This window comes from Sporanaerobacter sp. (assembly GCF_047830725.1).
Classification (GTDB): Bacteria; Bacillota; Clostridia; order Tissierellales; family Sporanaerobacteraceae; genus Sporanaerobacter.
Genome location: NZ_CP181252.1, coordinates 1,607,703 through 1,633,543 on the forward strand (window position 1 = coordinate 1,607,703; position 25,841 = coordinate 1,633,543).

At 30.8% G+C, this 25,841-nt stretch carries 23 protein-coding genes; 16 read left to right on the forward strand and 7 right to left on the reverse strand.

Features of this window, described 5'->3' with window-relative positions; genetic code table 11:
* The first annotated feature begins 3 nt into the window (after positions 1–3).
* The 6 genes from hypD to ACFWUA_RS07940 all read left to right on the forward strand — a co-directional run bounded on the left by hypD (position 4) and on the right by ACFWUA_RS07940 (position 9,330).
* Positions 4–2,364, forward strand: coding sequence for a trans-4-hydroxy-L-proline dehydratase (hypD, locus tag ACFWUA_RS07915; protein WP_416197506.1), 2,361 nt, complete (start codon positions 4–6; stop codon positions 2,362–2,364).
* A gap of 24 nt (positions 2,365–2,388) precedes the next feature.
* A complete protein-coding gene (gene pruA / locus ACFWUA_RS07920; RefSeq protein WP_072744191.1) occupies positions 2,389–3,936 on the forward strand; it encodes an L-glutamate gamma-semialdehyde dehydrogenase in 1,548 nt (515 codons plus the stop codon).
* A 56-nt stretch (positions 3,937–3,992) separates the two neighbouring features.
* Positions 3,993–5,060 carry a M24 family metallopeptidase gene (locus tag ACFWUA_RS07925; protein ID WP_416197507.1) on the forward strand — a complete coding sequence of 356 codons (1,068 nt, stop codon included), beginning with the start codon at positions 3,993–3,995 and terminating at the stop codon, positions 5,058–5,060.
* 262 nt (positions 5,061–5,322) lie between these two features.
* Positions 5,323–7,068, forward strand: coding sequence for a sigma-54 dependent transcriptional regulator PrdR (prdR, locus tag ACFWUA_RS07930; RefSeq protein WP_416197508.1), 1,746 nt, complete (start codon positions 5,323–5,325; stop codon positions 7,066–7,068).
* Between the two features lie 47 nt (positions 7,069–7,115).
* Positions 7,116–8,063: a lysophospholipase gene (locus ACFWUA_RS07935; RefSeq protein ID WP_416197509.1), complete on the forward strand. Its 948-nt coding sequence runs from the start codon at positions 7,116–7,118 to the stop codon at positions 8,061–8,063.
* A 253-nt stretch (positions 8,064–8,316) separates the two neighbouring features.
* Positions 8,317–9,330, forward strand: a complete 1,014-nt coding sequence (locus tag ACFWUA_RS07940) for a proline racemase (RefSeq protein WP_416197510.1) — start codon at positions 8,317–8,319, stop codon at positions 9,328–9,330.
* A 19-nt stretch (positions 9,331–9,349) separates the two neighbouring features.
* On the opposite strand, the gene ACFWUA_RS07945 is transcribed toward ACFWUA_RS07940, so the two are convergent.
* Entirely contained in the window at positions 9,350–11,221 is a 1,872-nt protein-coding gene (locus tag ACFWUA_RS07945) for an ATP-dependent helicase (protein WP_416197511.1), read from the reverse strand.
* A 174-nt stretch (positions 11,222–11,395) separates the two neighbouring features.
* On the opposite strand from ACFWUA_RS07945, the gene ACFWUA_RS07950 reads away from it, so the two are divergent.
* The 8 genes from ACFWUA_RS07950 (at position 11,396) to map (ending at position 19,307) form a co-directional block, all read left to right on the forward strand.
* A complete protein-coding gene (locus ACFWUA_RS07950) occupies positions 11,396–11,788 on the forward strand; it encodes a GntR family transcriptional regulator (protein WP_416197512.1) in 393 nt (130 codons plus the stop codon).
* Complete coding sequence (locus ACFWUA_RS07955; protein ID WP_416197513.1) at positions 11,781–12,680, forward strand: ATP-binding cassette domain-containing protein; 900 nt, start codon at positions 11,781–11,783, stop codon at positions 12,678–12,680. Before ACFWUA_RS07950 ends, ACFWUA_RS07955 begins: the two co-directional genes overlap by 8 nt.
* On the forward strand, positions 12,655–13,719 hold the full coding sequence (locus ACFWUA_RS07960) for an ABC transporter permease subunit (protein WP_416197514.1): 1,065 nt from the start codon (positions 12,655–12,657) through the stop codon (positions 13,717–13,719). Before ACFWUA_RS07955 ends, ACFWUA_RS07960 begins: the two co-directional genes overlap by 26 nt.
* Positions 13,720–13,814: 95 nt before the next feature.
* On the forward strand, positions 13,815–14,378 hold the full coding sequence (locus ACFWUA_RS07965; protein ID WP_416197515.1) for a phosphatase PAP2 family protein: 564 nt from the start codon (positions 13,815–13,817) through the stop codon (positions 14,376–14,378).
* Between the two features lie 66 nt (positions 14,379–14,444).
* Complete coding sequence (locus tag ACFWUA_RS07970) at positions 14,445–15,257, forward strand: nitroreductase family protein (RefSeq protein WP_416197516.1); 813 nt, start codon at positions 14,445–14,447, stop codon at positions 15,255–15,257.
* A gap of 414 nt (positions 15,258–15,671) precedes the next feature.
* Positions 15,672–17,495, forward strand: a complete 1,824-nt coding sequence (locus ACFWUA_RS07975; RefSeq protein WP_416199188.1) for a heavy metal translocating P-type ATPase — start codon at positions 15,672–15,674, stop codon at positions 17,493–17,495.
* Positions 17,496–17,595: 100 nt separating this feature from the next.
* Positions 17,596–18,540: a tetratricopeptide repeat protein gene (locus ACFWUA_RS07980; RefSeq protein ID WP_416197517.1), complete on the forward strand. Its 945-nt coding sequence runs from the start codon at positions 17,596–17,598 to the stop codon at positions 18,538–18,540.
* Positions 18,541–18,560: 20 nt separating this feature from the next.
* A complete protein-coding gene (gene map, locus ACFWUA_RS07985; RefSeq protein ID WP_416197518.1) occupies positions 18,561–19,307 on the forward strand; it encodes a type I methionyl aminopeptidase in 747 nt (248 codons plus the stop codon).
* A gap of 21 nt (positions 19,308–19,328) precedes the next feature.
* On the opposite strand, the gene ACFWUA_RS07990 is transcribed toward map, so the two are convergent.
* The gene (locus ACFWUA_RS07990) at positions 19,329–20,132 is read right to left on the reverse strand and encodes an ABC transporter permease (protein WP_416197519.1); all 804 of its coding nucleotides are present in this window, start codon (positions 20,130–20,132) and stop codon (positions 19,329–19,331) included.
* On the reverse strand, positions 20,125–20,904 hold the full coding sequence (locus tag ACFWUA_RS07995) for an ABC transporter ATP-binding protein (RefSeq protein WP_416197520.1): 780 nt from the start codon (positions 20,902–20,904) through the stop codon (positions 20,125–20,127). Before ACFWUA_RS07995 ends, ACFWUA_RS07990 begins: the two co-directional genes overlap by 8 nt.
* A gap of 127 nt (positions 20,905–21,031) precedes the next feature.
* Here ACFWUA_RS07995 and ACFWUA_RS08000 point away from each other — a divergent pair, with 127 nt between their 5' ends.
* Positions 21,032–21,610 (forward strand): thymidine kinase, encoded by a 579-nt coding sequence (locus ACFWUA_RS08000; RefSeq protein WP_416197521.1) that lies wholly within the window; start codon positions 21,032–21,034, stop codon positions 21,608–21,610.
* Positions 21,611–21,637: 27 nt separating this feature from the next.
* Entirely contained in the window at positions 21,638–22,468 is an 831-nt protein-coding gene (gene nudC / locus ACFWUA_RS08005; protein ID WP_416197522.1) for an NAD(+) diphosphatase, read from the forward strand.
* Between the two features lie 63 nt (positions 22,469–22,531).
* Here the strand turns inward: nudC and ACFWUA_RS08010 are convergent, their stop codons facing one another.
* From ACFWUA_RS08010 to rodA, 4 genes are all read right to left on the reverse strand, one after another.
* Positions 22,532–23,674, reverse strand: coding sequence for a DUF4097 family beta strand repeat-containing protein (locus ACFWUA_RS08010; protein WP_416197523.1), 1,143 nt, complete (start codon positions 23,672–23,674; stop codon positions 22,532–22,534).
* An 11-nt stretch (positions 23,675–23,685) separates the two neighbouring features.
* On the reverse strand, positions 23,686–24,270 hold the full coding sequence (locus ACFWUA_RS08015) for a DUF1700 domain-containing protein (protein ID WP_416197524.1): 585 nt from the start codon (positions 24,268–24,270) through the stop codon (positions 23,686–23,688).
* Positions 24,263–24,583 carry a PadR family transcriptional regulator gene (locus tag ACFWUA_RS08020; protein ID WP_416197525.1) on the reverse strand — a complete coding sequence of 107 codons (321 nt, stop codon included), beginning with the start codon at positions 24,581–24,583 and terminating at the stop codon, positions 24,263–24,265. Before ACFWUA_RS08020 ends, ACFWUA_RS08015 begins: the two co-directional genes overlap by 8 nt.
* A gap of 98 nt (positions 24,584–24,681) precedes the next feature.
* Entirely contained in the window at positions 24,682–25,788 is a 1,107-nt protein-coding gene (gene rodA / locus ACFWUA_RS08025) for a rod shape-determining protein RodA (RefSeq protein WP_416197526.1), read from the reverse strand.
* Positions 25,789–25,841 lie beyond the last annotated feature (53 nt).

Consider the following 25,841-nt stretch of genomic DNA (forward strand, 5'->3'; position numbering starts at 1 on the left):
GGCATGAATGAAAGAGTAAAAATTTTAAGAGAGAATAGTCTAAATGCAAGGCCTTTTATTTCTATTGAGAGAGCAAAAATAGTTACAGATACTTATAAAAAATACTTTGGGAAAGTATCTACACCAATGTTAAGAGCTTTAGTTTTTAAGGCATTGATGGAAGAAAGGACTATTTGTATAAATGAAAAAGAACTAATCGTAGGAGAAAGAGGAGAAAAACCTAAGGGAACACCAACTTATCCAGAACTATGTTGTCACACTTTAGAAGATCTCAAAATGATAAATGATAGAGAAAAGATTTCTTTTTATGTATCTGAAGAGGTGATGAAAACTCAAAGAGAAGAGATTATTCCCTATTGGAAAGGTATAAGCATGAGAGACAGAATTTTTGAACAAATGTCACAAGAGTGGAAAGATTGCTATGAAGCTGGTATTTTTACCGAATTTATGGAGCAGAGAGCTCCAGGACATACTACAGCTGATGGGAAAATATATGAAAAAGGCTTTTTAGAGATCAAAGAAGAAATATCAAATAGTTTGTCAGCAATAGATTATTACAATGATGAAAAAGCGTATGAAAAACAAGAAGAGTTAAAGGCTATGGCAATATGTTGCGATGCGATAATAGAGTATGCAAATAGATATGCTGAAGAAGCAAAAAAAATTGCGGAAAATGAAATTGATGCTAAGAGAAAACAAGAACTTTTAAAGATATCGGAAATATGTTTTCATGTACCAGCATATAAACCACGAACATTTTGGGAGGCTCTCCAAATGTATTGGTTTGTCCATATTGGAGTTATTACAGAACTTAATACTTGGGATGCTTTTAATCCGGGAAGATTAGATCAGCATTTGTACCCATTTTACAAGAAAGACATTGAAGAAGGAAGAATGACAAAAGAAGAAGCTGAAGAATTACTTCAATGTTTTTGGGTGAAATTTAACAATCATCCAGCGCCGCCAAAGGTAGGAGTTACCTTGGAGGAAAGTGGAACATATACAGATTTTGCAAACATAAATAGTGGAGGACTAAAAGCTGATGGCTCAGATGGAGTAAATGATGTAACTTATATGGTCTTGGATGTTATAGATGAAATGAGATTGTTGCAGCCAAGTTCTAATATTCAATTGAGTCAGAAAAATCCTGATAAATTTTTAAGAAGAGCTCTCAATATAGTAAAAAAAGGATGGGGTCAGCCTTCTATATTTAACGCAGATGCAGTTGTTGAAGAAATGCTCATACAGGGAAAGGCTGTAGAAGATGCTAGATGCGGTGGCACTAGTGGTTGTGTGGAAACTGGAGCTTTTGGGAAGGAAGCTTATATACTTACAGGATATTTCAATTTAAATAAGGTTTTAGAAATAACCTTAAACAATGGCGTAGATCCTAATACTGGAAAGAAAATAGGCATAGAGACTAAAGATTCAAGAAAATTTGAAAGCTTTGAAGAATTGATGGAAGCTTTTGAAAAACAACTAAATTATTTTATTGATGTAAAAATTAAGGGAAATAATATCATAGAAAAATTGTATGCCAAATGTATGCCTTCTCCATTTTTATCTACCATAATAGATGATTGTATAAAAAAAGGGATGGACTATAACGAAGGTGGCGCTAGATACAATACAAATTATATACAAGGTGTAGGAATTGGCACTATAACTGATAGTCTATCTTCAATAAAATATAATGTATATGATAAAAAATATATTTCTATGGAAAAATTACTAGAGGTTTTAAAATCAAATTTTGATGGTTATGAAGATTTACGACTTAAATTTGTAAATGCTCCTCATAAATATGGGAATGATGATGATTATTCAGATAATATAATGAAGACAGTATTTGATATGTTCTATAATTCAGTTAATGGAAGAAAAAACATGAAGGGAGGTTTTTATAGAATAAATATGCTTCCTACGACTTGCCATGTTTATTTTGGTTCAGTAATTGGTGCAACTGCAGATGGAAGAAAAGCTAAAGAGCCCCTTTCCGAAGGAATTTCACCTGTACAGGGAAGAGATAAATATGGCCCAACAGCTGTTATAAAATCAGCAGGAAAAATGGATCATGTGAAAACGGGAGGTACTTTGCTTAACCAAAAATTTACGCCAAAATTGTTAGAAGATGACAAGGGTATTGAGAACTTATTGCATCTAGTCAGAGCTTATTTTAAAATGGGAGGTCATCATATACAATTTAATGTTGTAGACGCTGAAACCTTAAGGAAAGCTCAGAAAGAACCAGAAAAATATAGAGATTTAATTGTAAGGGTAGCAGGTTATAGCGATTATTTTTGTGATCTAAATGAGTCTTTGCAAAATGAAATAATTAAACGTACTGAACATGATAGTTTTTAATAAAAATTTAATGAGGTGATAATTATGTTAGAAAAATTTAAAAATGAACCCTTGATAGATTTTACTAAACAAGAAAACATAGATAAGATGGAGGAAGCATTTAAAAAACTGGATGTTGAAAAAGGTAAAGAATATCCACTTATAATTGGTGGGGAAAAAATTTATACTGATGAAAAAATAACATCATACAATCCATGCAATTTTAAAGAAATCATAGGAATTGTCAGTAAAGGGAATGAAGAATTGGCAGATAAGAGCATGTGTTCAGCACTAGAGGCTTTTGAAATGTGGAAAAATGTATGTCCAAAAGAGAGAGCAAATTATTTATTTAAGGCTGCTGCTATTATGAGAAGGAAAAAATTTGATTTTTCTGCATTGTTGGTAGAAGAAGCAGGTAAAACATGGATTGAGGCTGATGCAGATGTAGCTGAAGCAATTGATTTTTTAGAGTATTATGGAAGACAAATGCTTAAATTCGCAAAGGGTATGGATGTAGGAAGTTTTCCTGGTGAGATAAATGAATGCTACTATATTCCAATGGGAGTGGGGATTGTAATAGCACCTTGGAATTTTCCACTAGCTATTTTAACGGGAATGACAGCGGCTTCAATAGTTACAGGAAATACTGTTGTCATAAAGCCTTCTAGTTCTACTCCTGTTGTAGCAGCTAAATTTATGGAAATATGGGATGAAATTAAATTACCTGATGGTGTAATAAATTATTTGCCTGGTCCAGGAGAAAGTGTTGGAAATTATTTGGTTTCTCATCCAAAGACTAGATTTATCAATTTTACTGGATCAAAAGATGTAGGATTAAATATTTCTAAGATGGCTTCAGATATAAAAGATGGTCAAAAATGTATCAAACGTGTAATAGCTGAAATGGGAGGAAAAGATACAATAATAGTTGATAATGAAGCTGACTTAGATGCAGCGGCAGAAGGAATAGTAGCATCTGCTTTTGGATTCCAAGGGCAAAAATGTTCTGCATGTTCCAGGGCAATTATTGTCGAAGATATATATGATGAAATGATAGATAAGATAGTAGAAAAAACTAAAAAATTAAAAATTGGTCCAACTAGAAAATTTGATACAAATTTTGGTGCTGTAATTGATGAAAATGCTTATGAAAAAATATTAACATATATTGAAATAGGAAGAAATGAAGGCAAAATATGTTTTGGAGGGAACAAATGTGGAGAAAGCGGATATTTTATAGAACCTACTATAATAGTTGATGTGTCCCCAGATGCAAGAATTTCTCAAGAAGAAATTTTTGGGCCTGTTCTTTCTGTGATTAAAGTAGATAATTTTGATTGTGCATTAAATATTGCAAATGATACTGATTATGGTTTGACTGGGGCTGTTTATTCAAATAACAGGCAGAAGCTTGAAAAAGCAAAAAGGGAATTTCATGTAGGAAATTTATATTTAAATAGAAAATGTACTGGAGCTTTGGTGGGTGTTCAACCATTTGGTGGATTTAAATTATCCGGCACTTGTTCTAAAGCAGGAGGAGAAGATTATCTATTGTTATTTATGGAAATTAAATCTGTAGCTGAAAGACTTTAAAAAATACTTTAATTCTCCTGTCAAAGTGTTAGAATATAGTAGAGGAAGGTGATTTTATGACTAGAATAGAAAAATTATATGAACAAATGAGTAAAAACAATATTGATGGATTGTTTTTACTTACAGAGCCAAATGTAAGATATATAAGTAGATTTACAGGTTCTGATTCTTTTGTATTCATAACAAGTAAAAATAATTATTTTATAACCGATTCAAGATATACGGAACAAGCTCAAAGTCAATGTAAGGGATTTGAAGTCATAAGATGGGGAAACCCTTTCAAATCACTTGTTGAAACAGTTAAAGATTTAGTTAAAAAGGATGGAGTTAAGAGAATAGGATTTGAAAAAGAATACATGAATTTTGGTATGTATGAAAGTTTGAGAGAAAGTATATCAAATATAGAATTAGTTCCAACTTCTTATTTAGTAGAAGAAATAAGGGTTGTTAAAGATGAAGAAGAGATAGAATGTATAAAGAGGGCTTGTGATTTTGCTGATAAAGCTTTTGAAAAAATACTTAAAATCATAAAAGTTGGAATGACAGAAATGGAGCTTGCTTTAGAATTAGAGTATTATATGAGAAAAGCTGGAGCAGAAGGCATAAGCTTTGATACCATATTTATTTCAGGGAAGAAAACTTCTCTTCCTCATGGGCAACCTTCAGATAAAAAAATAGAGAATGGAGATTTCATAACTATAGATTTTGGTGCTCTATATAAGGGATACCATTCTGATATGACAAGAACTGTTGTAGTTGGTAAAGCAAATGAAAAGCAAGTGGAAATATACAATATTGTAAAGGCTGCACAACAAAGAGGATTGGATGTGCTTCGAAGTGGAATATCCGGAAAAGAAGCAGATACAGAAGTGCGAAAAATCATGGGAGAATACAATGAGTACTTTGGACATGGATTAGGTCATGGAGTAGGATTGGAACTTCATGAGATACCATTTATGGGTGTAAATTGTGATAGGGTTTTAGAGGAAAATAGCGTTGTGACAGTAGAACCAGGTATATATATTCCAGATTGGGGCGGAGTGAGGATTGAAGACAGTGTAGTTGTGAAAAAAGATGGAATAGAGATTCTCACCCATTCACCAAAGGAATTGATAATATTATAAAATAGGATTATATAAATAAACCTCAGGCAATGCCTGAGGTTTATTTAACCTTCTTCTTTGTTTTTGTCTTTATTGTTTTTGTTTTTCTTGTTTGATTCTTTGTTGTTTTTATCTTTTGCCATACTAGTATTTTTTCCTCCCTTCTTGTAAAAGTTGCTTTCGATATATAGTATTTCTATTTTTTCAAAAAATATATAAAAATTGCTATATTAAATTAAATATAGTAGACTAATATTTATAGATAGCAAAGAGAGGTGTTTATATGTTTCTTCAGTCATATAGTGTTCCTGTAGCCGATGTAATGAGTTATGACATTTTTATAGCTCATGAAAATGACGAAATGAATTCCATAATAGATTATTTAATTCACAATGTAAAAAAAGAAGTTCTTATTTGTGACGACTATAAAAAAATAAAGAGCGTCATTACTATGGCAGATGTATATAAATTCGTTAGGGCAGATATTTCTAAACTTAAATTAAGCGATTTTATGAAAAAAAAAGTATTATGGGTAAATCCTAATGAGTCATTATCGAATTGTAGAGCTATAATGTTGGAAAATAAAATTGGAAGACTTCCTGTAGTTGAGAATGGCAATGTTGTTGGAATCATAAGAGAAGAGCATATTAGAGACTATTTTTATAAAGGTGTTGAAGAAGCAGAATTGGCAATAAAGCATATTTTCAATAGTATTCATGAAGCTATATGTGTTGTGGATAACAAGGGGAGAATAGTTATATGGAATACGAATGCAGAAAAATTGTATGGTTTTAAAGAGGAGGAATTAAAGGGAAAATATCTGGAAGAATATTTTCCCGATGCAATAGACTTGAAAATTTCAAATACCAAAGAAAGTGTAAAAAATGTATATTACTCACCTAAAGAAGGATATCATGTCATCATAAGTGCTTCACCTATTATTATAGATGGGAAACTTTATGGAGTGGTTAGTACTGAAAAAGATATAAGTGAAGTTGAAGAATTGCAAAGTGAGCTAAAAAAAGCTAAAGAGCAACTGAAAATATTAGAAAAGCAGATAAAAAAATATTCTAAAGATCCCTTTGAGAGAATAATAGGAAATAGCAAGAAAATACAAGAAAAAATTAATATAGCAAAACAAATTGCAAATTCCAATGTTTCCATACTTTTAACTGGGGAAAGTGGGACAGGAAAAGAGGAATTTGCTAGAGCTATTCATTACAGTAGTGGTGTTTCGGGAAATTTTGTACCTGTAAATTGCAGTGCTATACCATCGGAACTATTCGAAAGTGAATTTTTTGGATATGTGGGAGGAGCTTTTACTGGTGCTAGAAGAGAAGGAAAAGCTGGTTTTTTTGAATTAGCCAATGAAGGAACGCTTTTTTTAGATGAAATTGGAGATTTGCCATTGCCTATGCAAGCTAAACTATTGAGAGTTCTCCAAGATAAGAAGATAAAAAAAGTAGGAGGAGAAAAATATATACCTCTAAATGTTAGAGTTATATCGGCTACTAACAAGGATTTATTAGACCTTATAGATAGGGAACTATTTAGAGAAGAACTTTATTATAGAATAAATGTAGTAGAAATAAATTTGCCACCTTTGAGGGAAAGAAAAGAAGATATAGTACTTCTTGTGGATTATTTTTTGAAGGAATTTTGCAAAGAAAACAATAGAAAAATACCATCTGTTGATAATGAGGTAGTTCAAATTCTTGTAGAGTATGAATGGAAAGGAAATATAAGAGAACTAAAGAATGTTGTAGAATATATGGCTATCATGTGCAATCAAGAAACTATAACAAGTGAATTTTTACCTAAATATATATTTTCTAAAAGCTTTGAAAATTTTTTAGATCACAATATGAATTCTTTTGACTTAAATGAAGCTGTAAAGAATTTGGAAGTAAATCTCATAAAAAAAGCGCTGGAAATAACTTCTGGAAATAAATTAGAGGCTGCAAAGATTTTAAACATACCAAGGACTACCCTTCATTCTAAAATAAAAAAATATGCCATTGATGAATAAGATGGTATAATTATAATTAACTGACAATAAAAAAAGGGGAGATAAGCATGAATATCAGTGAGTTTACTTTTAAGTCTCAAGGGGAACTAGATATTTATTGTAAAAAATGGGAACCTGATGATGGGCCTATTGTAGCTGCAGTTCAAATATCTCATGGTATGGCAGAACATATACAAAGATATCATGGATTTGCTGAAGTGTTAGTTGAAAAAGGTTTTGTTGTATATGGAAATGACCACAGAGGCCATGGGAAAACAGCAGGAAGCTTAGAAAATATTGGATATTTTGCCGATGAAAATGGTTGGGACAAGGTTGTCAATGATATGCATACTCTTACAAATATTATAAAAGATGAATATGAAAATATACCTGTGTTTTTGCTAGGTCATAGTATGGGTTCTTTTTTAGCAAGAACTTATATCGAATCTTTTGGAGAAGAAATTGATGGAGTAATATTAAGCGGTACTGGTGGAAATCCAGGGATTGCTGGCAGTATTGGAATTAAGATAGCTAAAAAAGAAATAAAAGAAAAGGGGAAAAAAGCCAAAAGTGAGAAATTAAACAATTTATCTTTTGGAAATTTTAACAAGGGATTTAAACCAAATAGAACAGAGTTTGACTGGCTTACAAGAGATCCTCAAGTAGTAGATGAATACATTAGAGATCCTTATTGTGGAGGAGTGTTTACTGCAGGATTTTTTTATGATATGTTGACGGGATTAAAAGAAATATATAAAAAAGAAAATATTGATAAGATACCAAAGAATTTGCCTATTTTCTTCATTTCAGGAGAAAAAGATCCAGTAGGAGCAAACACTAAAGGGGTCCTTCAGGCAATTAAAGCTTATAAAAAAGCAGGTATAAAAGATATATCATATAAGTTTTATAAAAATGCAAGACATGAAGTTTTAAACGAAATAAACAGAGAAGAGGTATATTGGGACATTATTGATTGGATCCAAAAATATGTAGAAAAGAGGAAGGTAGAAGCTTAGGCAACAAATGTCTAAATATAGCCTCGTGATTATATTTAGACATTTGTAAACATTGAAGATAGCTAGAGTAGGAGATAAAAAGCAAACTATGACTATATATAGTCATAGTTTGCTTTTTATGATTTTTATCAGATGGCTATTTTATGAGGATACTGATGAATTTCACATTGGCATAAAAATTGCTTTCTTTAAGTAAAAATAGTGTTTTTATAGGATGAATATTAGGAAAAGACAAGAATGGAGAGTGTAAACTATGGAGATTGTTAAGAGTATAAATGTTGTAGATACACACACAGTAGGAGAACCTACTAGGGTTGTAGTAGGTGGAATTCCTGTCATTCCAGGAAAGGATATGTCTGAAAAAAAGAAATATTTAGAAGAACATTTAGATCATATAAGGACAATGCTAATGCATGAGCCAAGGGGACACAAAGATATGTTTGGTGCAATCATAACTCAGCCTACAAGAGATGATGCGGATTTAGGAGTAATATTTATGGATGGTGGAGGATATTTAAATATGTGTTGTCATGGCTCCATAGGTGTTTCTACAGTGCTTGTAAATACAGGAATGGTTGAAGTAGTAGAGCCAATAACTGAAATAGCATTGGAAGCTCCTGCTGGACTTATAAAAGCTAGAGTGAAAGTTGAAAATGGATGTGCCAAAGAAGTTTCTATAACCAATGTACCATCATTTTTATATAAAGAAGATGTAGAAATAGATGTACCTAGCGTTGGGAAAATAAAATTAGACATTTCTTTTGGAGGAAGTTTCTTTGCATTGGTAGATGCTAAAGAATTAGGAATGAATGTTGATTTAAGCAATGTAGATAAACTTGTAGAAATAGGACTAGCTATAAGAGATATATTAAATAGTGAAGTAAAAGTTTGCCACCCAGAAAAGCCATACATAAATACTGTGGATTTAGTTGAAATATATGATGTACCTTCAAAAGAAGGTGCAGACTTGAAAAATGTTGTAGTATTTGGTATGGGACAGTTTGACCGTTCTCCATGTGGTACTGGAACTAGTGCAAAGTTAGCTTATCTCTATGCTAAAGATAAGATTGGATTGAATGAATCTTTTGTATATGAGAGTATAATGGGAACTACTTTTGAAGGAAAAGTTTTGGAAGAAATAAATATAGGTGGATACAATGGAGTTATCCCCGAAGTAACAGGAAGAGCTTATGTAACAGGTTTTAATCAATTAGTTATAGATCCAGAAGATCCTTTTAAATATGGATTTGTACTATCTAAAGAATAAAGTGGGGCAATGCCCCACTTTATTCTTTAAACATTTCTTCAATTTCCACTAAAAATTTAGAACTTTCAACTTTTTTATCATTTCTATTTTTGATAGTGATAAGGTCTAGCACTTCTTTGGCTCTAGTCATTCCAACATAAAAAAGTCTTCTTTCTTCTTCTAGCAAATCATAATTTCCCTTATAGAAAGCTTCGATGCTATTTAAGGTAGGGAAATCTCCATCTACAAGGTCTATCATATAAACATTTTTAAATTCTAATCCTTTGGCAGCATGAATGGTAGATAATACAACCCCGCTTTTGGCTTGTACAGATTTTTTAGATAGATAATCCAAATATTTTAATCTACTCAAGAAAAATTCTATAGAAGGAGTATTTTTAGCAATTAATTTTAAGTCAAACAATATGGTTTTCAAAGAGTCATAGGTATATCCGAGTTTTAGTGAATTTTCTCTCAAATATCTTTCATATTTTAAATCTTCTTCGATAAAACTTATGGCTTCACAAGGTTTTAGTCTAGATAAATATTTAAAATCTCTTTTAAGTTCTACAATCTTTTGCTTATATTCTTCATCTAGACCCGGATACAATAAAATTCTGTCAAATACGGAAGAATTGTAATTCAATGTTTTTATATAATTTATATACTTTTTATATACAAATCCTCTCATCTTATAATAAATTTTTTCAAAAGCAGAAATATTTGTATCATCTTTTGCAAGAGTCAAAAATGCTACAATATCATTTATCATCCAATGATTAAATAGACTTATTTTCATATCTCTTAAATGAAAGGGTACATTATTCCTTTCCAAATACTCTATGAGTCCTAAAGCAGATATATTGTTTCGGTATAAAATAGCAGTATTTGAAAGCTCATCATATTTTTTAAGTTCTCCTACTAAATATTCGTATTGGTCCAATACAGTTTTAGCTTTTACAATTTGTATTGGTCTAACATCTTCATTTTTCGTAAATAAATTTTTATCATATCTTAAAGTATTTTGTTTTATAAATTTATTGCTTACATTTACAATATTTTTAGATGAACGAAAGTTTTCTTCCATATAAAACATTTTAGCTTTAGGATATATTTTTTTAAATTCCAACAACCCCTTAGGGAAAGCACCCCTAAATCCATAGATGGACTGGTCATCATCAGCAACAATAAATAAATTGTTGTTTGGATATGCAATGGTTTTTATTATTTCCATTTGAATTTTAGAAGTATCCTGTCCTTCATCGACTTGTATATAATTGTATTTGTTTCTATATTTATTTAATAAATATTTATCTTCTTTCAATACTTTATATGTAAGAACTAACATATCGTCAAAATCTATTAGATGATTTTGTAGTTTGTAGTTTTCATAATACATATATATTTCCTTGAAATTATTTACTTCTACTTTATTGTTAAGCATATAATCATCTATTTCAAAACACATATTCTTTATATATCCAATAGTATTTGCAATGCCTTCAAGTCTTTCATCAGTAATATATTCACCATTTATTTCAAGATAAATTTTTCTAAGAAGTGAGTTTTTATTTATAGGTGCATTTTTCCCCTCCATTAAAATATATTTTATATTTTTTCTATAGGCATATTCTCTAAGTATAGTATAAGAAAAGCTATGGATAGTAGAAAATCTTATTGTTGGGGATTGAGAATGAGGAAATGTAGTATTATATCTTGCTTTCATATCATTGGCAGAAGCTCTGCTAAAGGTCATAGAAAGGATACTATCGGGATTTATATTGTGATTTTCTATTAGATTATTTGTTCTGTGGATTAGAACTGTAGTTTTCCCAGCTCCAGGAACTGCTAATACCAAAGCTGGACCATCTACATGAGAAACTGCTTTTTTCTGATATTTATTTAGTTCCATTTTTAGTATCTCCCTTTCAAGAGTTTCTAATTTATACATAATTATAACAAAAAAACATCAAAGGCACTTGACTTTTTTTTCGTAAGGCATTATACTGTTTATAGTGTATTAGTTCAAATAGTACGCATAATACACATAATACACATAAGAAGTATATCAAGTGGAGGTGAGAAAGTGATAAATATAGATGCAACTAGTAGCACTCCAATATATGAGCAGATTGTAAATGAGATAAAAGAAGGAATACTAAAGGGAATCATTGAGCCGGGAGACAAACTTCCATCAGTGAGAGAAATGGCCAAGATGATGACATTAAATCCAAATACTATACAAAAAGCATATCAGGAATTAGAAAGACAAAAAGTGACAGTTACTATAAGGGGGAAAGGGACTTTTGTATCGGAAGATTATAAGCCTAGAAAGGATGAGGAAAAACTCATGGAAGTAAAGGAAATTTTTAAGAAAGGTATAGTAGAAGCTTATTATATGGGATTTAAGGAAGAAGATATATATGAGATGATAAAGAGTTTATTGAAAGAATTGAAGGGGGTGGAGGAAGATGATTAGAACTCAAAATATTGATAAATATCTGGGTGGAACAAAGATTTTAGATAATGTAAGTATAAATATTGAGAGTGGTTCTATCTATGGGCTTATAGGGCCAAATGGAGCGGGAAAAACTACTTTGATTAAATGCTTGGTAGGCATATATGAACCTGAAAGAGGAAATACACTTATTTGTGGAGAAGATATTCTAAAAAATACAAGTATCAAGGGTAGAATAGGATATGTTTCTGATTTTCAATATTTTTATCCAAATTTTAAAATAAAAGATATGATTGAATTTTATAGAAATGCTTATCCTATGTGGAACGAAGAACGATTTAAAAACTTGAAGAAGGTTTTTAAATTAGATGAAAACAAAAAGATAAAGTACTTATCAAAAGGAATGAAAACTCAATTATCTATATTGGTAAACTTATCTATAATGCCAAAGGTACTTATATTAGATGAACCTACATCTGGACTTGATCCAGTTGTGAGAAGGCAGGTACTAAATCTTTTAGTTGAGGAAGTGAGTTTAAACGATACCACTGTTCTTATATCTACTCACAATTTAGGAGAACTTGAGCAAATTTGTGACCACATAGGAATAATTCATGAAGGAAGAGTACTTATGGAAGAAAGTATAGATGAATTAAAGACTAGAGTGAGGAAAATACAAGTGGCTTTTAAAGAGGATATTCCTGAAGAAATAAAAACAAATAAAGATATTTTGAAAATAGAAAATATTGGGAAAGTCTATCAAATAGTTGCAAATGACAATATAGATGATTTGATAGAGAAAATAAAAAAACACAATCCTATACTTTTAGAAACTATAGACATGTCCCTAGAAGAAATATTTATATATAAGATGGGAGGAGAAGGATATGTATTTGAAGACATTGCCCTTTAACAAAAATCTTTTTAAAAAAGATTTTAAAATGATAAAACCAATTGTTATATTTATAGCTATAATAATATTTTTTTCAGCTACATTGCCAGTGACAACTAGCTACAATCAATATAAAGAAAGATTAGAATCCTATAAAAAAGACGGTATTGAGTTTAATGAAAAAGAACTACTTCAATGGAGAATTTATGATGTTCACTATAGCTTAGAAGCTACAAGAGAGATTTATATAGTTATTTCCATATTAGTTCCTATAGTTATGGCTATTATATTATTTGGAGAAGAAAAGAGAAGAAAGACATTTGAAGTATTGTCAACAATGCCTTTTACAAGATATGAAATATTTTTCAATAAACTATTGGTATCATTGGTAGCTATAATTTTACCTTTTGTCATAAATAGTTTAATAATGCTATTAGCCCTGGGGTTAAGTTCAAATTTAAGAATATTTTATTCTGCTAGAGATGTTCTTTTATGGTGTATTAAAATTATTTATCACCAAATGCCTGTATTAGGATTTTCATTTTTATTTGGAGTTCTTACAGGAACTACTATTGCACAATTTATATTGACAGGAATATTTTTAGTTTTTCCAATAGGATTTTTCACTCTTATTTCTTATAACTTAGATTACTGGGGGTTAAAATTTCGTAGTGCTCCGGGAGTAGTAAGTGAAAAATTTGTTAACTATAGTATATTGGGTGTGTTTGATAGTCCATATCATGGTGCTAAATATTACATTTATTATATAATTTTGTCTATAATATTGCTTTTCTTGTCAAAAATATTATTTGATAAGAATAAATTAGAGAGAAGTGGAGAAACATTGGAGTTTGAGAATATTGAAACATTTTTCAAAGTAGGAGTAAGTATTTGTTTTTCACTTCTTATGGGTATAATGTTTGTTTGGATATTCGAAGATCTTTTCTACAATGGTGATAGATTCAGAAGTGTTTTCCTTGTTCTTGGATATGTGGTTGGAGGATTTTTAGGATGGTTTTTATCCAACTGGAGTATAAAATTAAATAGAAGTAAAGCATAAGGTAGAGTATTCTCTACCTTTTATTTGCGTTAACACTTTACAAAATTGGTACTAATGTTCTATACTAAACTTAAAATAAACCGTAGGGTGATAGTATGGGAAATAAAAAAAGAGTTAAAACTTTCGATAAAAAATTGCTTCATTGGTTTAATGATACAATTAAAAATAAATTCTTAGATAAGTTTATGTATTATGTGACGAATTTAGGTGGTGGATGGTTTACAACTGGTTTTATGATGTCATTGTTTATATTTGGCAAAAATAAAATGCGACTTATAGGGCTAGAAGGGCTTACTACTCTCACTTTAAGTCAGATATTTGTCCAAATACTTAAGAGAACATTAGAAAGGGAAAGACCCTTCAATAGATTTGACAGTGTAAATCGTTTCAATATTGTTCTTAAAGACTATTCCTTTCCATCAGGACATACTACAGCCAGTTTTTCTATAGCTACAATCATGGCTTTAAATTTTCCTTATATAGCTATACCGATGCTTTTAGTTGCACTTTTAGTTGGAATATCTAGAATGTATTTGGGTGTTCACTATCCGACAGATGTTCTAGCTGGCATGGCTGTTGGAGTGTTTTCTTCATTGATTGTTCACTTTCAGCTTATAGATTATTTAAAACGATTTATGATATTTTTGAAATTGGCTTAAATGAGATTGAATTTATAGTGGAGTGGTATAAATAGATAGAAGACAATAAAGAAAGGATGAGCGGAAATGTTGATGAGTAATTTTTTAAAAAATAGAAAGTCTATAAGAGATTTTAAAGAAAAAAATGTGGATAAAAAAGTATTAGAAGAATTGATGGACTATGGGAGGAAATTGGAATCTAATACGGCTAATAATAATTTTAAATTTATATTAGTTGAAGATGGGAAATTAGTTTATAAAGCCCTCAGTGGAAAAGGTGGATATGCTGGTGTCATGATTAAAAGTCCTCATTACATTGCATTAGAATTTCTAGATGAATCAGATGAATGTATCATAAACGCTTCATATGCAATGGAAAGTTTAATAACTAAGGCATCAGAATTGAATTTGGGTAGTTGCTGGATAAACATTGTAGATGTAGAAGAAGATATAAAGAAGGTATTGTTTGAGCTTAAAAATGGGAAGGTGGATTATTTACTTGCAATAGGGTATCCAGTAGCCAAAAATCCATTTGGTCAAGAAGGAGAAAGCTGTAGATTAGCTATAGAGGAGATAGTTTATAAAGATGAAATAGGAAACAAAATTGACATGGATGAGTTAGAAAATAGAGGATTGAGTGATTTGTTTTATTATATAAGATTTGCGCCATCTAGTTACAATAATCAACCTTGGAGATTTATATTAAAAGATGATAGAATTGTATTGACTTTGATGTGTACTGACAATAAATATAGTTTAGTAGATGCAGGGATTATAATGTATTATTTTGAAAACATGGCAAAGTCAATTGGATTAAATGGGAAATGGAAATTACTCCATGATGAAGGCAGAGAAGTAGATAAAGTTTTTTATAAATCGATAGGAGAATTTTATATATAAAAAAGCAGCTTAGCTGCTTTTTTTATTCCTTTTTGTTGACACAGAAACAAAATTGGAGTAAAATATAATCAAACATATGAACATTTATTCATATGTTTGATTATGAAAAGGGGGCAAGAAATCATGGTTGAAAAAACATTAATTTTGGAAGGACTAAATTGTGCAAATTGTGCAAATAAAATTGAAAAGATGACCAATGATATAGATGGAGTAGATATTGCAATTATGGATTTTGTTTCAAAGAAATTAAAGGTTCAAATACAAAGTGAGAACAATTCAGATGAAATAGTAGATGAAATAAAAACTATTGTGAATAAAGTTGAACCAGATGTAAAAATAATAGATAGTGAATTTCATGACAAGAAAGATCATGGTCATAATCATAGTCATGGAGAAGTGGAAAAAGGTGAAATAATGAAGATTTTAATAGGGACCATGTTGTTTATTGTTCCCATATTGTTTAAATTCAAGGGGAATTTAGAGTTTATATTTTTCTTTGCAAGTTATATTGTTGTTGGTGGGGAAATCCTTGTTAGAGCTTTAAAAAATATAGCTCATGGTCAGGTATTTGATGAAAATTTTTTAATGGCTTTGGCAACCATAGGAGCTTTTTCTATAGGGAATTATCCTGAAGGTGTAGCTGTTATGCTATTTTATCAGATTGGAGAATTGTTTCAAGATATGGCAGTTAACCATTCTAGGAAGTCTATAAAATCTCTTCTTGATATTAGGCCGGACTATGCAAATGTAAAGAATGGTGATGAGTTAGTGAAAGTAGATCCACAAAATGTCCATGTAGGAGATTATATAATTGTGAAACCAGGAGAAAAAATTCCACTAGATGGAGTAATAGTCGAAGGTAAATCTACTGTGGATACCTCAAATATAACTGGAGAAAATGTTCCTAGAGTTGTACAGGCTGGAGATAGTGTTTTTAGTGGATATGTAAATAATAGTGGACTTTTAACTATAGAAGTTTCAAAAGAATTTGGTGAGTCAACAGTATCAAAAATACTTGATTTGGTAGAAAATGCTTCAAGCAAGAAAGCACCTACTGAAAATTTCATAACTACATTTGCTAGATATTATACACCAATAGTGGTTATTAGTGCTGCTTTTATTGCTTTTATACCGCCAATTATATTTAAGCTTAGTTTAAGTGAATGGGTCTATAGAGCACTGATATTTTTAGTTATATCTTGTCCTTGTGCATTAGTTATATCTATTCCATTAGGTTTTTTTGGTGGTATAGGAGGAGCTTCTAAATCTGGTATACTCATAAAAGGTGGGAATTATTTAGAAGCTTTAAATCAAGTAGATACTCTTGTCATGGATAAGACAGGAACTATCACAAAGGGCGTATTTAAAGTAACTGAAGTAAATGCTAAAGAGGGTTTTACAGAAGATGAGGTCATTTACCTTGCAGCTCATGGAGAAGCTTTTTCAAATCATCCAATAGGTAAGTCTATAATAGAAGCTTATGAAGGAAAACTAGATGAAAGTCTATTGAAAGACTATAGAGAAATATCGGGCATGGGAGTAAAGGTTGAAATAAACGGAAACAAGGTAATGATTGGGAATAAAAGATTGTTTGAAAGTGAAAATATCGAAGTTGAGGATAAGGAAAGCTTTGGTACAATTGTATATGTGGCTAAAAATAATGAATATATTGGATATATAATTATATCTGATGAGATAAAAGAAGATGCAAAAGATACTATAATGGAATTAAAAAATTTAGGAATTAAGCGAACTATCATGCTTTCAGGAGACAATCAATATGTAGCTAGCAAAGTAGGAAAGATATTGGGTATAGATAGTGTATATGGAGAACTTTTGCCACAAGATAAAGTTAGTGTTTTAGAAAAAATAATGAATGAGAGTAGCCGTAAAGGCAAAGTTGCTTTTGTGGGAGATGGAGTAAATGATGCACCAGTTTTAGCTAGAGCAGATGTCGGAATTGCTATGGGAGGGCTAGGTTCAGATGCAGCTATTGAGGCTTCTGATATAGTTATAATGACAGATGAACCTAAAAAAATAACAACAGGAATTAAAATAGCAAGAAGAACTAAGAAAATTGTTACCCAAAATATTTATCTTGCCTTGGGAGTAAAAATTATAGTACTTATTATGGGAGCTTTTGGTGTAGCAACTATGTGGGAAGCAGTATTTGCTGATGTAGGAGTGTCTGTAATTGCTATATTGAATTCAATGCGAGCACTTAAAGTGGAGGAATAAATCCTCCATTTTTATTTTTTTAAAAATTAATTATTAATATATAAGCTATAAAATATGATAAACTATAAGAAGACAATAAAAATTAAGAGGTGCAGAATTCATGAAAAGTTACTTAACTGATTTTGACAGAAGATATAATTATATAATACTAGCTGAAAATTTTTATTTGGAGGATTCTAAAGAAAAAGCTGTGAAATTTTATTTAAAAGCATTGGATTTTCCTGGTGACGAAGATGAAACCATAGATATTTTGTATAATATAGCATTTATTTATGATGAAATGGACAATTTAGAGGGAGCACTGAAAGCTTATAAAGGAGTAGTGGATATAGATGATGAAGAATCAGGGGCTTTTTATGGTATGGCAACAATATATGAAAGAATGGGAAACAAGGAAAAGGCTCTGGAAAGTTATTTAAAAGCTGTAGAAATAAATCCTGAATATGATAGAGCTTATTTTTACATAGCCAATATATATGATGATATGGGGGAAAAAGACAAAGCTATAAAGTATTATAAAAAAGTAATTAAATTGTCTCCAAATGATTATATAGCATATAACAATCTAGGTTCTATTTATGAAGAAATAAAACAATACGACAAGGCTTATGAAATGGTAAAAAAAAGTATTGAAATAAATTCAGATTATTATAAGGCTCTTTTTAATATGGGGGTTATATACAAAAAAATGAACAATTATAAAAAAGCTGTAGAGTATTACAACAAGTCAATAGCTAAAAACAATACATATCCTTATTCTTTTTTAAACAAATCTGTTATATATATAGAACAGGGGAAAATTAAAGAAGCAATTGAAGTTTTGACTGAAGGAATTAAATACAATCCTGAAGCAGAATATCTGTATTATAATAGAGCTTGTTGTTATTCAAAGTTAAATAAAAAAGATGAGGCCATAAAGGACTTGAGAAAGTCAGTGCTTTTGTATCCTGAATTCATAGATATAATGAAAATTGATGAAGATTTAGAAAATCTCTATGAAGATGAGAGATTTATTGAAATTATAAATAAAAGGGCAAAAGAATAAATTGAAGGGAGTATGAAAATATGGTGATAATAAAGACTATGGAAGAAATTGAAAAGATGCAAAAAGCAGGAGAAATACTTGCAAATTGTCATAAGGAAATTGCTAAAATAATCAAACCAGGTATTTCTACAATAGAGATAGATGAGTTTGCGGAAGAATATATGAAAAAACATGGTGCAACACCAGAGCAAAAGGGTTATGAAGGATATCCATTTGCTACCTGTGCTTCTGTAAATGATGAAATATGTCATGGGTTTCCCAACAAGAAGCCGTTGAAGAATGGAGATATTGTAACTATAGATATGGTTGTGAATTTAGATGGATGGCTTGCAGATTCTGCTTGGTCCTATGCTGTTGGAGATATTTCACCTGAAGCAGAGAAACTTTTGAAAGTAACAAAAAATGCATTGTATATAGGGATAGAAAAAGCGGTTATAGGAAATAGGATAGGAGATATTTCTCATGCTATACAGGCTTATGTAGAAGGGGAAGGTTTTTCTGTTGTGAGAGACTTTGTTGGGCATGGTATTGGGAGAAACATGCATGAAGATCCTCAAGTTCCTCATTTTGGTCGTCCCGGAAGAGGACTTAGACTTATGGAAGGAATGGTTTTGACTATTGAACCAATGGTGAATATAGGAACATATCATTGCAAAATTGATGAAAATCAATGGACGGCTAGAACATTAGATGGAAAGTTGTCAGCTCAATATGAACATACATTAGCTATAACTAAGGATGGACCTATAATCATAACTAAACAATAAATGGAGGTTTTTAACCTCCATTTATTGTTGCCATTTTGTAAATTTGTTTTCAAAAAAAGCAATTAGTTGATACATAAGGGCAGATATTATAGCTAATATAAATACACTCATCATTACTAAATCTAGTTTAAACACTTGCCCACCATATACAATCAAGTATCCAATACCTGCTTTAGACACAAGAAATTCTCCTACAATGACACCTACCCATGAAAGACCAATATTTACTTTTAAAGTGCTGATGATAGTAGGTATGCTTGAAGGCAATACCACTTTTTTTAATATTTGAGATTTTGTAGCACCAAAAGTTTGAAGCAATTTTATTTTATCTGCATCTACACTTATGAAGCCATTGTAGACATTCATTATAGTGATAATTATGGATACTGTAATAGCTGTCACGATGATTCCACTATATCCTGCACCTACCCATAATATAATTATAGGGGCAAGAGCTGTTTTAGGAAGACTATTTAAAACTACTAAATATGGATCTAATACTTTTGCCCAAAAATCTGACCACCAGAGAAGTATAGCTATTAGTACGCCTAAAATTGTTCCAGCCAAGAAACCAATTACAGTTTCAAGAACTGATATGCCTACATGATAAAATAAGTCACCATTTTTAGTGTAATTGATAAACAAATTCCATATTCTTGAGGGATGACTAGTCAAAAAAGTATCTATCCATCCAAGTCTTGCTGATATTTCCCATTGGCCTAGGCATATGACTAAAATGAGTATTTGAGTGATAAGTATAGCTTTTTTTCTCTTTTTTATTTTTTTTAAATATTCTTCATGCTCTTTGGAAATTTTGTCATACATGGACATCTAACTCCTTCCATATCTTATTGAAATAGTATCTAAACTCTGGTGCCTCTCTACATTTCATAGGGGTTCTGATTCCATCTGGGAAACTTAATTCAATGGGAATTATATCTTTTATAGTAGCAGGCCTCTTTGACATGACTACAACTCTGTCAGACATACTGATAGCTTCCGATATGTCATGAGTAACCATAATTGCAGTTTTCTTTTCTTTTTTTAGTATAATTCCAATTTCATCAGCTATTGCAAGTCTGGTCTGATAGTCTAGAGCAGAAAAAGGCTCGTCTAATAGCAATAAATCCGGCTTTATGACAAGGGTTCTTATGAGAGCTACTCTTTGCCTCATGCCTCCAGAAAGTTGCCTTGGGAAATTGTATTTAAAATCACCTAATCCATAAGTATTAAGAAGTTTTTCTGCATACTGTAAACTTTCTTCATTTACTTTTCCTTGAATTTCAAGACCAATGAGAACATTTTGAAGAATATTTCTCCACTCAAACAGGTGATCTTTTTGAAACATATATCCTGTGTTTCTAGATGGCCCATCGACTAGTTCTCCATTTATGAAAACTTCTCCTTTTGTAGGCTCGATGAGTCCTGCTATTATAGAAAGAAGTGTAGATTTTCCACATCCACTAGGTCCTACTAGAGATACTATTTCTCCTTTATATACGTCCAGAACTATATTTTCAATAGCTTCAGTTTCTCCTTCAAGAGTATGATAGGTCATACTTATATTTTTAATTTCAACGACTTTATTTTCTTCCATAAGCTTTCCTCCTCTAGATAAAACATGGGTTAATTTATCATATTCAACAAAAGGACTTTATGTGAATATATATTTAAATATGCTATAATATCATTTGTGAAAGATATAAATGAAGGGGGTAAGAGTTTTGCATCAGTACAAAGGAAGACTAATCATACATACGGGCTCTATGTTTTCGGGAAAAACTTCAAGTTTGGAAAAAGATATAAAGAGATTTAAAATTGCAGGATATAAGACTCTTGCATTTAAACCCATAGTAGACAGTAGATACGCAAAGAATGAAATAGTGACTCATGATTTAACTTATATGGATGCAATTTTGGTAAAAAACATAGACGAAATAGAGGAATATTGTGATGAAATAGAACCTGATGTTATAGCCATAGATGAAATACAATTTTTAGGAGGGAAAACCGAAAAAATAGTTAAAGGTATAAATGAATTTTTGGCAAAGGGATGTACTGTAGTAGTGGCTGGACTTGATATGGATTATACAGGGAAACCTTTTGAAATCATAAAAGAACTTATGCCTATATCAGACTATTTATATAAACATCATGCTGTGTGTGCAAAATGTGGTTCGGATGCTTGGGTGAGTCATAGAAAGACAAAAGATGAAGAGAGAATAAAAATAGGTGCTTCTAATGAATATGAGCCCTTGTGCAGAAAGTGTTTTTTAGAAGAAGATAAAAAGAAAAACAGATAAATTTGCTTTTACTCAAGGAGGATTTTTATGAAAAATTATATTTCTTTTGAACCAGCAATACAACCAGAAACTACAAATGAAAATGATATGTATTTTTTATTTGACCAGAATAGGATGATGGTTAAAAAAGGCAAGAAATATCTTGATATAATCAGATATAAAGATATTGCAAATATGAATATTAAAATTGACAATGTTCAATATATGGGAAAATTAAATGGAGAAAATTGCTTTTCAGCAGGGATTAAAAAAACAGATTCTTCAATAGATGACAGTCAATTTATGGATTTGAAATCGCTTATGTTGGTTCTTGATGAAAGTCTATTTTTAGTAGCTTCTAAAAGTTATTTGTTGTTAAATTGGCAAAAAACTCATAAATACTGTGGAGTATGTGGATTCCCTATGAAAAGAAAGGAGAGCTTATCTGAAAGAGCTCTTATTTGTCCTAAGTGTGGATATACTACTTGGCCTAGAACATCTCCTGCTATAATTGTAGCCGTCACTAAAGGAGATAAACTATTATTAGCTCACAATAAAAATTTTTCTCATGGAATGTATAGTGTTATAGCTGGATTTGTAGAACTTGGGGAAACTTTTGAACAATGTGTAAAAAGAGAAGTATTTGAAGAAGTGGGAATTCAAATAGACAATATAAAATACTTTGGAAGTCAGCCTTGGCCTTTTCCAAATTCTATGATGGTAGGATTTACTGCTGAATATTCAGGAGGACAAATAGTTGAAGATGGCAAAGAGATAGTACATGCTGATTGGTTTAGCAAAGATGAAATTCCAGGAATGTACAGAGAATCTAAAAGTATAGGCTCAGAACTTATAAAATGGTTTATAGAGACTCATTAGAAACAAATAAGGGCGATTTAATCACCCTTATTTGCTATAATATTTAAATATATCTTATTTGTATTATTTTGAATATATATTTACATCACCTGAAACTGTGCCAATATTTATTTTGTTTTCGGAAGAACCAACGGTGCCTTCAAGACTATTTTTATGCTTTCCTTGAATAGTTATAGGAAAATTACTTTTCAAATCTCCTGAGGTAGTTTGTGCACTAATTTGAAATTCTGATTTTTTTGGTAACACTATACTTACATCTCCTGAAACAGTAGCAGCAATGATATTGTCGTTAAAATTCTTGTAGGAAATTTCAATATCCCCTGAAACAGTATTTGTTTGTACACTTCCTATGAGATTTTTAATTTCGATATCACCAGAAGTAGAATTGAACATATTTTTATCAGCTGAAATATTTAAAGAATCTACATCCCCTGAAGTTGTACTCACTACTAAATTTTTAAGGTTCAAATCATTTAAATTTATATCTCCTGAAACAGTAGCTAAATTCAAATCATTAAAATTCATTTTGGATAAATTCACATCACCAGAAGTTGAGACGATATTCATATTCTCTTTATAATTTTCAGGAATATGAATATCTAATTTTAAATTTGAATATCTCACGTTTTGTGATAGATTGTTATCTTCTTTCTTGGCAGATATATAAAGAGTGCCATCAGATTTTTTTGTCTTTAATTTAGGTATATAATTTGCCTTGATAGTCCCACTATATATTATTTTTATATCATCTCGATTTTCAGGTATGAAATTTACATTTACAAAAGTAGTCTCAACAATTATATCTTTGATCCCTACCATATCTTCAATTTTTTCTTCATTCACATTTTCTTTTTTAATATTTTTAGTATCAGATGAATCGTTATATTCATCTATGTCTTCTACTTCTTCTCCATTGACTGTAATTCCATTTAGTGAAATATCTACTACATCATTTCCATCATTTACATAGATTCCACCGGGATTTATTTGTACTTTAGTTCCATCCTCATCTTCTATATTTATACCATCTAATCCTATCTTAACTTTAGAACCATCAGATTTGATATTCATTCCCTTGAAATTTTTTCTATTGCCATTAATGCCATAGCTTATATGTCCCCCTGACAAATTGTATGATAGAAAAGCAATGCCAAAAGCTACAAGAGCTACCCCTGCCAAAATGGCAACAAATTTTTTAATATTCATAAAAACCCCTCCTATTTTTTTATAGTATCAATGTTCCACTTAAGATACTTTACAGTACCTCTATATAGTAGCTTAGTTAAGTAAAGGCTGGCCATAAATAGCAATACTCCCAAGCAAGTTAATCCTATTCCCAGTGAAACAGATGTGACTGGATGAACACCTAAATTTACATCATAATAGGAGAATGGATAACAAGAAAGTGGGATTAGAATTGTTCCAAATACTGCACCTATACCTCCTACAACTAATCCTACAGAGATACCATACATTCCAATGAGCAAAGCTATTATGACAATAAAAGGCCCTAAAACTATAATAAAATTAAAAAATCCGAGAGCCATAGCTGAAAACATGGCTTTAAGTAAATTTTTTGGTGAAGGATTGCTTTCTGCTTCATCAATTTTTGAAGAAACTTTGTACATTTTAGCGATATTCCTTGGATCCCCTAATTCTCTAGCAATATCTTCTTCAAATTTTCCTTGAGATAGTCCAATGCGAAAGTGTTCTTCATAGTCATAAATTATGTCGTCTATTTCTTCTTGTGGTAGGCCCTTTAAATCAGCTCTTAAAGTTTCTATAAATTCTTTTCTATTCATGTCTATCCCCCTTTATAATGGTATTTACTCCTTGAACAAAATGATTCCATTCGAAAATCAATTCATCACAAGCTTTTTTACCTTCTTCAGTTATAGTATAGTATTTCCTTGGAGGCCCCTCTTGAGATTCCTCTAAATAAGTTTTTACAAATCCATCAGTTTTAAGTCTTCGCAAAAGAGGATATATAGTCCCTTCAGAAATATCTATATGCTTAGAAATATGTTCTACCAGTTCATAGCCATAATAGTCTCTTTCTAGCAGCATTGAAAGTACGCAAAGTTCTAAAACTCCTTTTTTAAATTGAATATTCATAGCATTTCTCCTTTTCACTGCTAAGATTAACTATATTATATACTATGCTACCTTGCAATGCAAGATACTAAAATAAAAAAAGATGCTATATTAGCATCTTAAAAATTCAATCCTTCTTTTCTCATTCCTACGCTTAAAGCAATACCTATACCTACCATATTTACTAAAAGGAAAGTACCTCCATAGCTTATAAATGGAAGAGGTATTCCTGTGATAGGCATAAGACCAATGGTCATACCTATATTTTCCCATATATGAATGAACATCATTGAAGTTATTCCTATGACCATCAAAGAGCCAAAGGTGTCTTTAGTGTTTTTTGCAATTCTTACGAGTCTATAGAACATAATGAAATACAACAATATTAGAACAAGTCCTCCCATAAGTCCCAATTCTTCACCTATGACTGCAAATATAAGGTCTGTTTGTTTTTCGGGAATGTATCCAAATTGAGTTTGGACTCCTTCAAATAGTCCCCTTCCAAATACTTTACCCGAGCCTATTGCAATAAGTGATTGTTTAGCTTGATATCCTGAGCCACTAGTATCATGTTCTGGGTCTAGAAAGTTAAATATTCTATTTTTTTGGTATTTATCTAATGAAAACCATATTGCTGGTAGAGATATGATTCCAATGATAATGGCATAACCAAAATATTTCAATTTGAGTCCAGCAGCAAAAAGCATTACAAATACGAAAAATATAAAAACTGCTGCTGTTCCAAAATCAGGTTGAAGCAAAATGAGTCCTATAGGTATAGCTGCAAATAGTAGTATTTTTAAAAGGACAAAGGGTTCATTTATACTATTTTTATTTTTATCTATGAATTGAGATAGAGAAATAATAAGGCCTAATTTTACCAATTCTGCAGGCTGAAAGGTGAAGCCACCGATGCTCAGCCAACTTCTTGCTCCCCAATCATCATCTCCAGTACCAAATAGAAGAACAGCTATAAGGAGCAAATTGCAAAAGATGTATATTGGCAGATATATTTTTCCTAACAATTTATAGTCCATCATAGAAAGAAAGATAATAGCTGCTATACCCAATATGACGGTTATTCCTTGAACTTTTACAAAACGAGGATTTTCATAACTTGCAGTTGCACTCATTATCATAACTAGTCCATATACACATAGCAATAAAACGGTTACAAAGAGAACAAAATCAAATTTTTTAAAGAAATTTTTTCTAAAGCTAAACATTTTTCATATCTCCTTTTTTAAATTTTACAAAACAATTATACCATATTTGCATT

What these genes read in the sequence shown, in the direction of transcription:
- ACFWUA_RS07940 (WP_416197510.1), top strand. Translation starts at nt 8,317, where the DNA reads ATGGAGATTGTTAAGAGTATAAATGTTGTAGATACACACACAGTAGGA.
- nudC (WP_416197522.1), top strand. Translation starts at nt 21,638, where the DNA reads ATGAAAAATTATATTTCTTTTGAACCAGCAATACAACCAGAAACTACA.
- ACFWUA_RS08010 (WP_416197523.1), bottom strand. Translation starts at nt 23,674, where the DNA reads ATGAATATTAAAAAATTTGTTGCCATTTTGGCAGGGGTAGCTCTTGTA.
- ACFWUA_RS07925 (WP_416197507.1), top strand. Translation starts at nt 3,993, where the DNA reads ATGACTAGAATAGAAAAATTATATGAACAAATGAGTAAAAACAATATT.
- ACFWUA_RS07955 (WP_416197513.1), top strand. Translation starts at nt 11,781, where the DNA reads ATGATTAGAACTCAAAATATTGATAAATATCTGGGTGGAACAAAGATT.
- rodA (WP_416197526.1), bottom strand. Translation starts at nt 25,788, where the DNA reads ATGTTTAGCTTTAGAAAAAATTTCTTTAAAAAATTTGATTTTGTTCTC.
- ACFWUA_RS07995 (WP_416197520.1), bottom strand. Translation starts at nt 20,904, where the DNA reads ATGGAAGAAAATAAAGTCGTTGAAATTAAAAATATAAGTATGACCTAT.
- pruA (WP_072744191.1), top strand. Translation starts at nt 2,389, where the DNA reads ATGTTAGAAAAATTTAAAAATGAACCCTTGATAGATTTTACTAAACAA.
- ACFWUA_RS07935 (WP_416197509.1), top strand. Translation starts at nt 7,116, where the DNA reads ATGAATATCAGTGAGTTTACTTTTAAGTCTCAAGGGGAACTAGATATT.
- ACFWUA_RS07970 (WP_416197516.1), top strand. Translation starts at nt 14,445, where the DNA reads ATGTTGATGAGTAATTTTTTAAAAAATAGAAAGTCTATAAGAGATTTT.
- ACFWUA_RS07975 (WP_416199188.1), top strand. Translation starts at nt 15,672, where the DNA reads ATGAAGATTTTAATAGGGACCATGTTGTTTATTGTTCCCATATTGTTT.
- ACFWUA_RS07965 (WP_416197515.1), top strand. Translation starts at nt 13,815, where the DNA reads ATGGGAAATAAAAAAAGAGTTAAAACTTTCGATAAAAAATTGCTTCAT.
- prdR (WP_416197508.1), top strand. Translation starts at nt 5,323, where the DNA reads ATGTTTCTTCAGTCATATAGTGTTCCTGTAGCCGATGTAATGAGTTAT.
- ACFWUA_RS08015 (WP_416197524.1), bottom strand. Translation starts at nt 24,270, where the DNA reads ATGAATAGAAAAGAATTTATAGAAACTTTAAGAGCTGATTTAAAGGGC.
- ACFWUA_RS07990 (WP_416197519.1), bottom strand. Translation starts at nt 20,132, where the DNA reads ATGTATGACAAAATTTCCAAAGAGCATGAAGAATATTTAAAAAAAATA.
- ACFWUA_RS07945 (WP_416197511.1), bottom strand. Translation starts at nt 11,221, where the DNA reads ATGGAACTAAATAAATATCAGAAAAAAGCAGTTTCTCATGTAGATGGT.
- ACFWUA_RS08020 (WP_416197525.1), bottom strand. Translation starts at nt 24,583, where the DNA reads ATGAATATTCAATTTAAAAAAGGAGTTTTAGAACTTTGCGTACTTTCA.
- hypD (WP_416197506.1), top strand. Translation starts at nt 4, where the DNA reads ATGAATGAAAGAGTAAAAATTTTAAGAGAGAATAGTCTAAATGCAAGG.
- map (WP_416197518.1), top strand. Translation starts at nt 18,561, where the DNA reads ATGGTGATAATAAAGACTATGGAAGAAATTGAAAAGATGCAAAAAGCA.
- ACFWUA_RS07980 (WP_416197517.1), top strand. Translation starts at nt 17,596, where the DNA reads ATGAAAAGTTACTTAACTGATTTTGACAGAAGATATAATTATATAATA.
- ACFWUA_RS07960 (WP_416197514.1), top strand. Translation starts at nt 12,655, where the DNA reads ATGTATTTGAAGACATTGCCCTTTAACAAAAATCTTTTTAAAAAAGAT.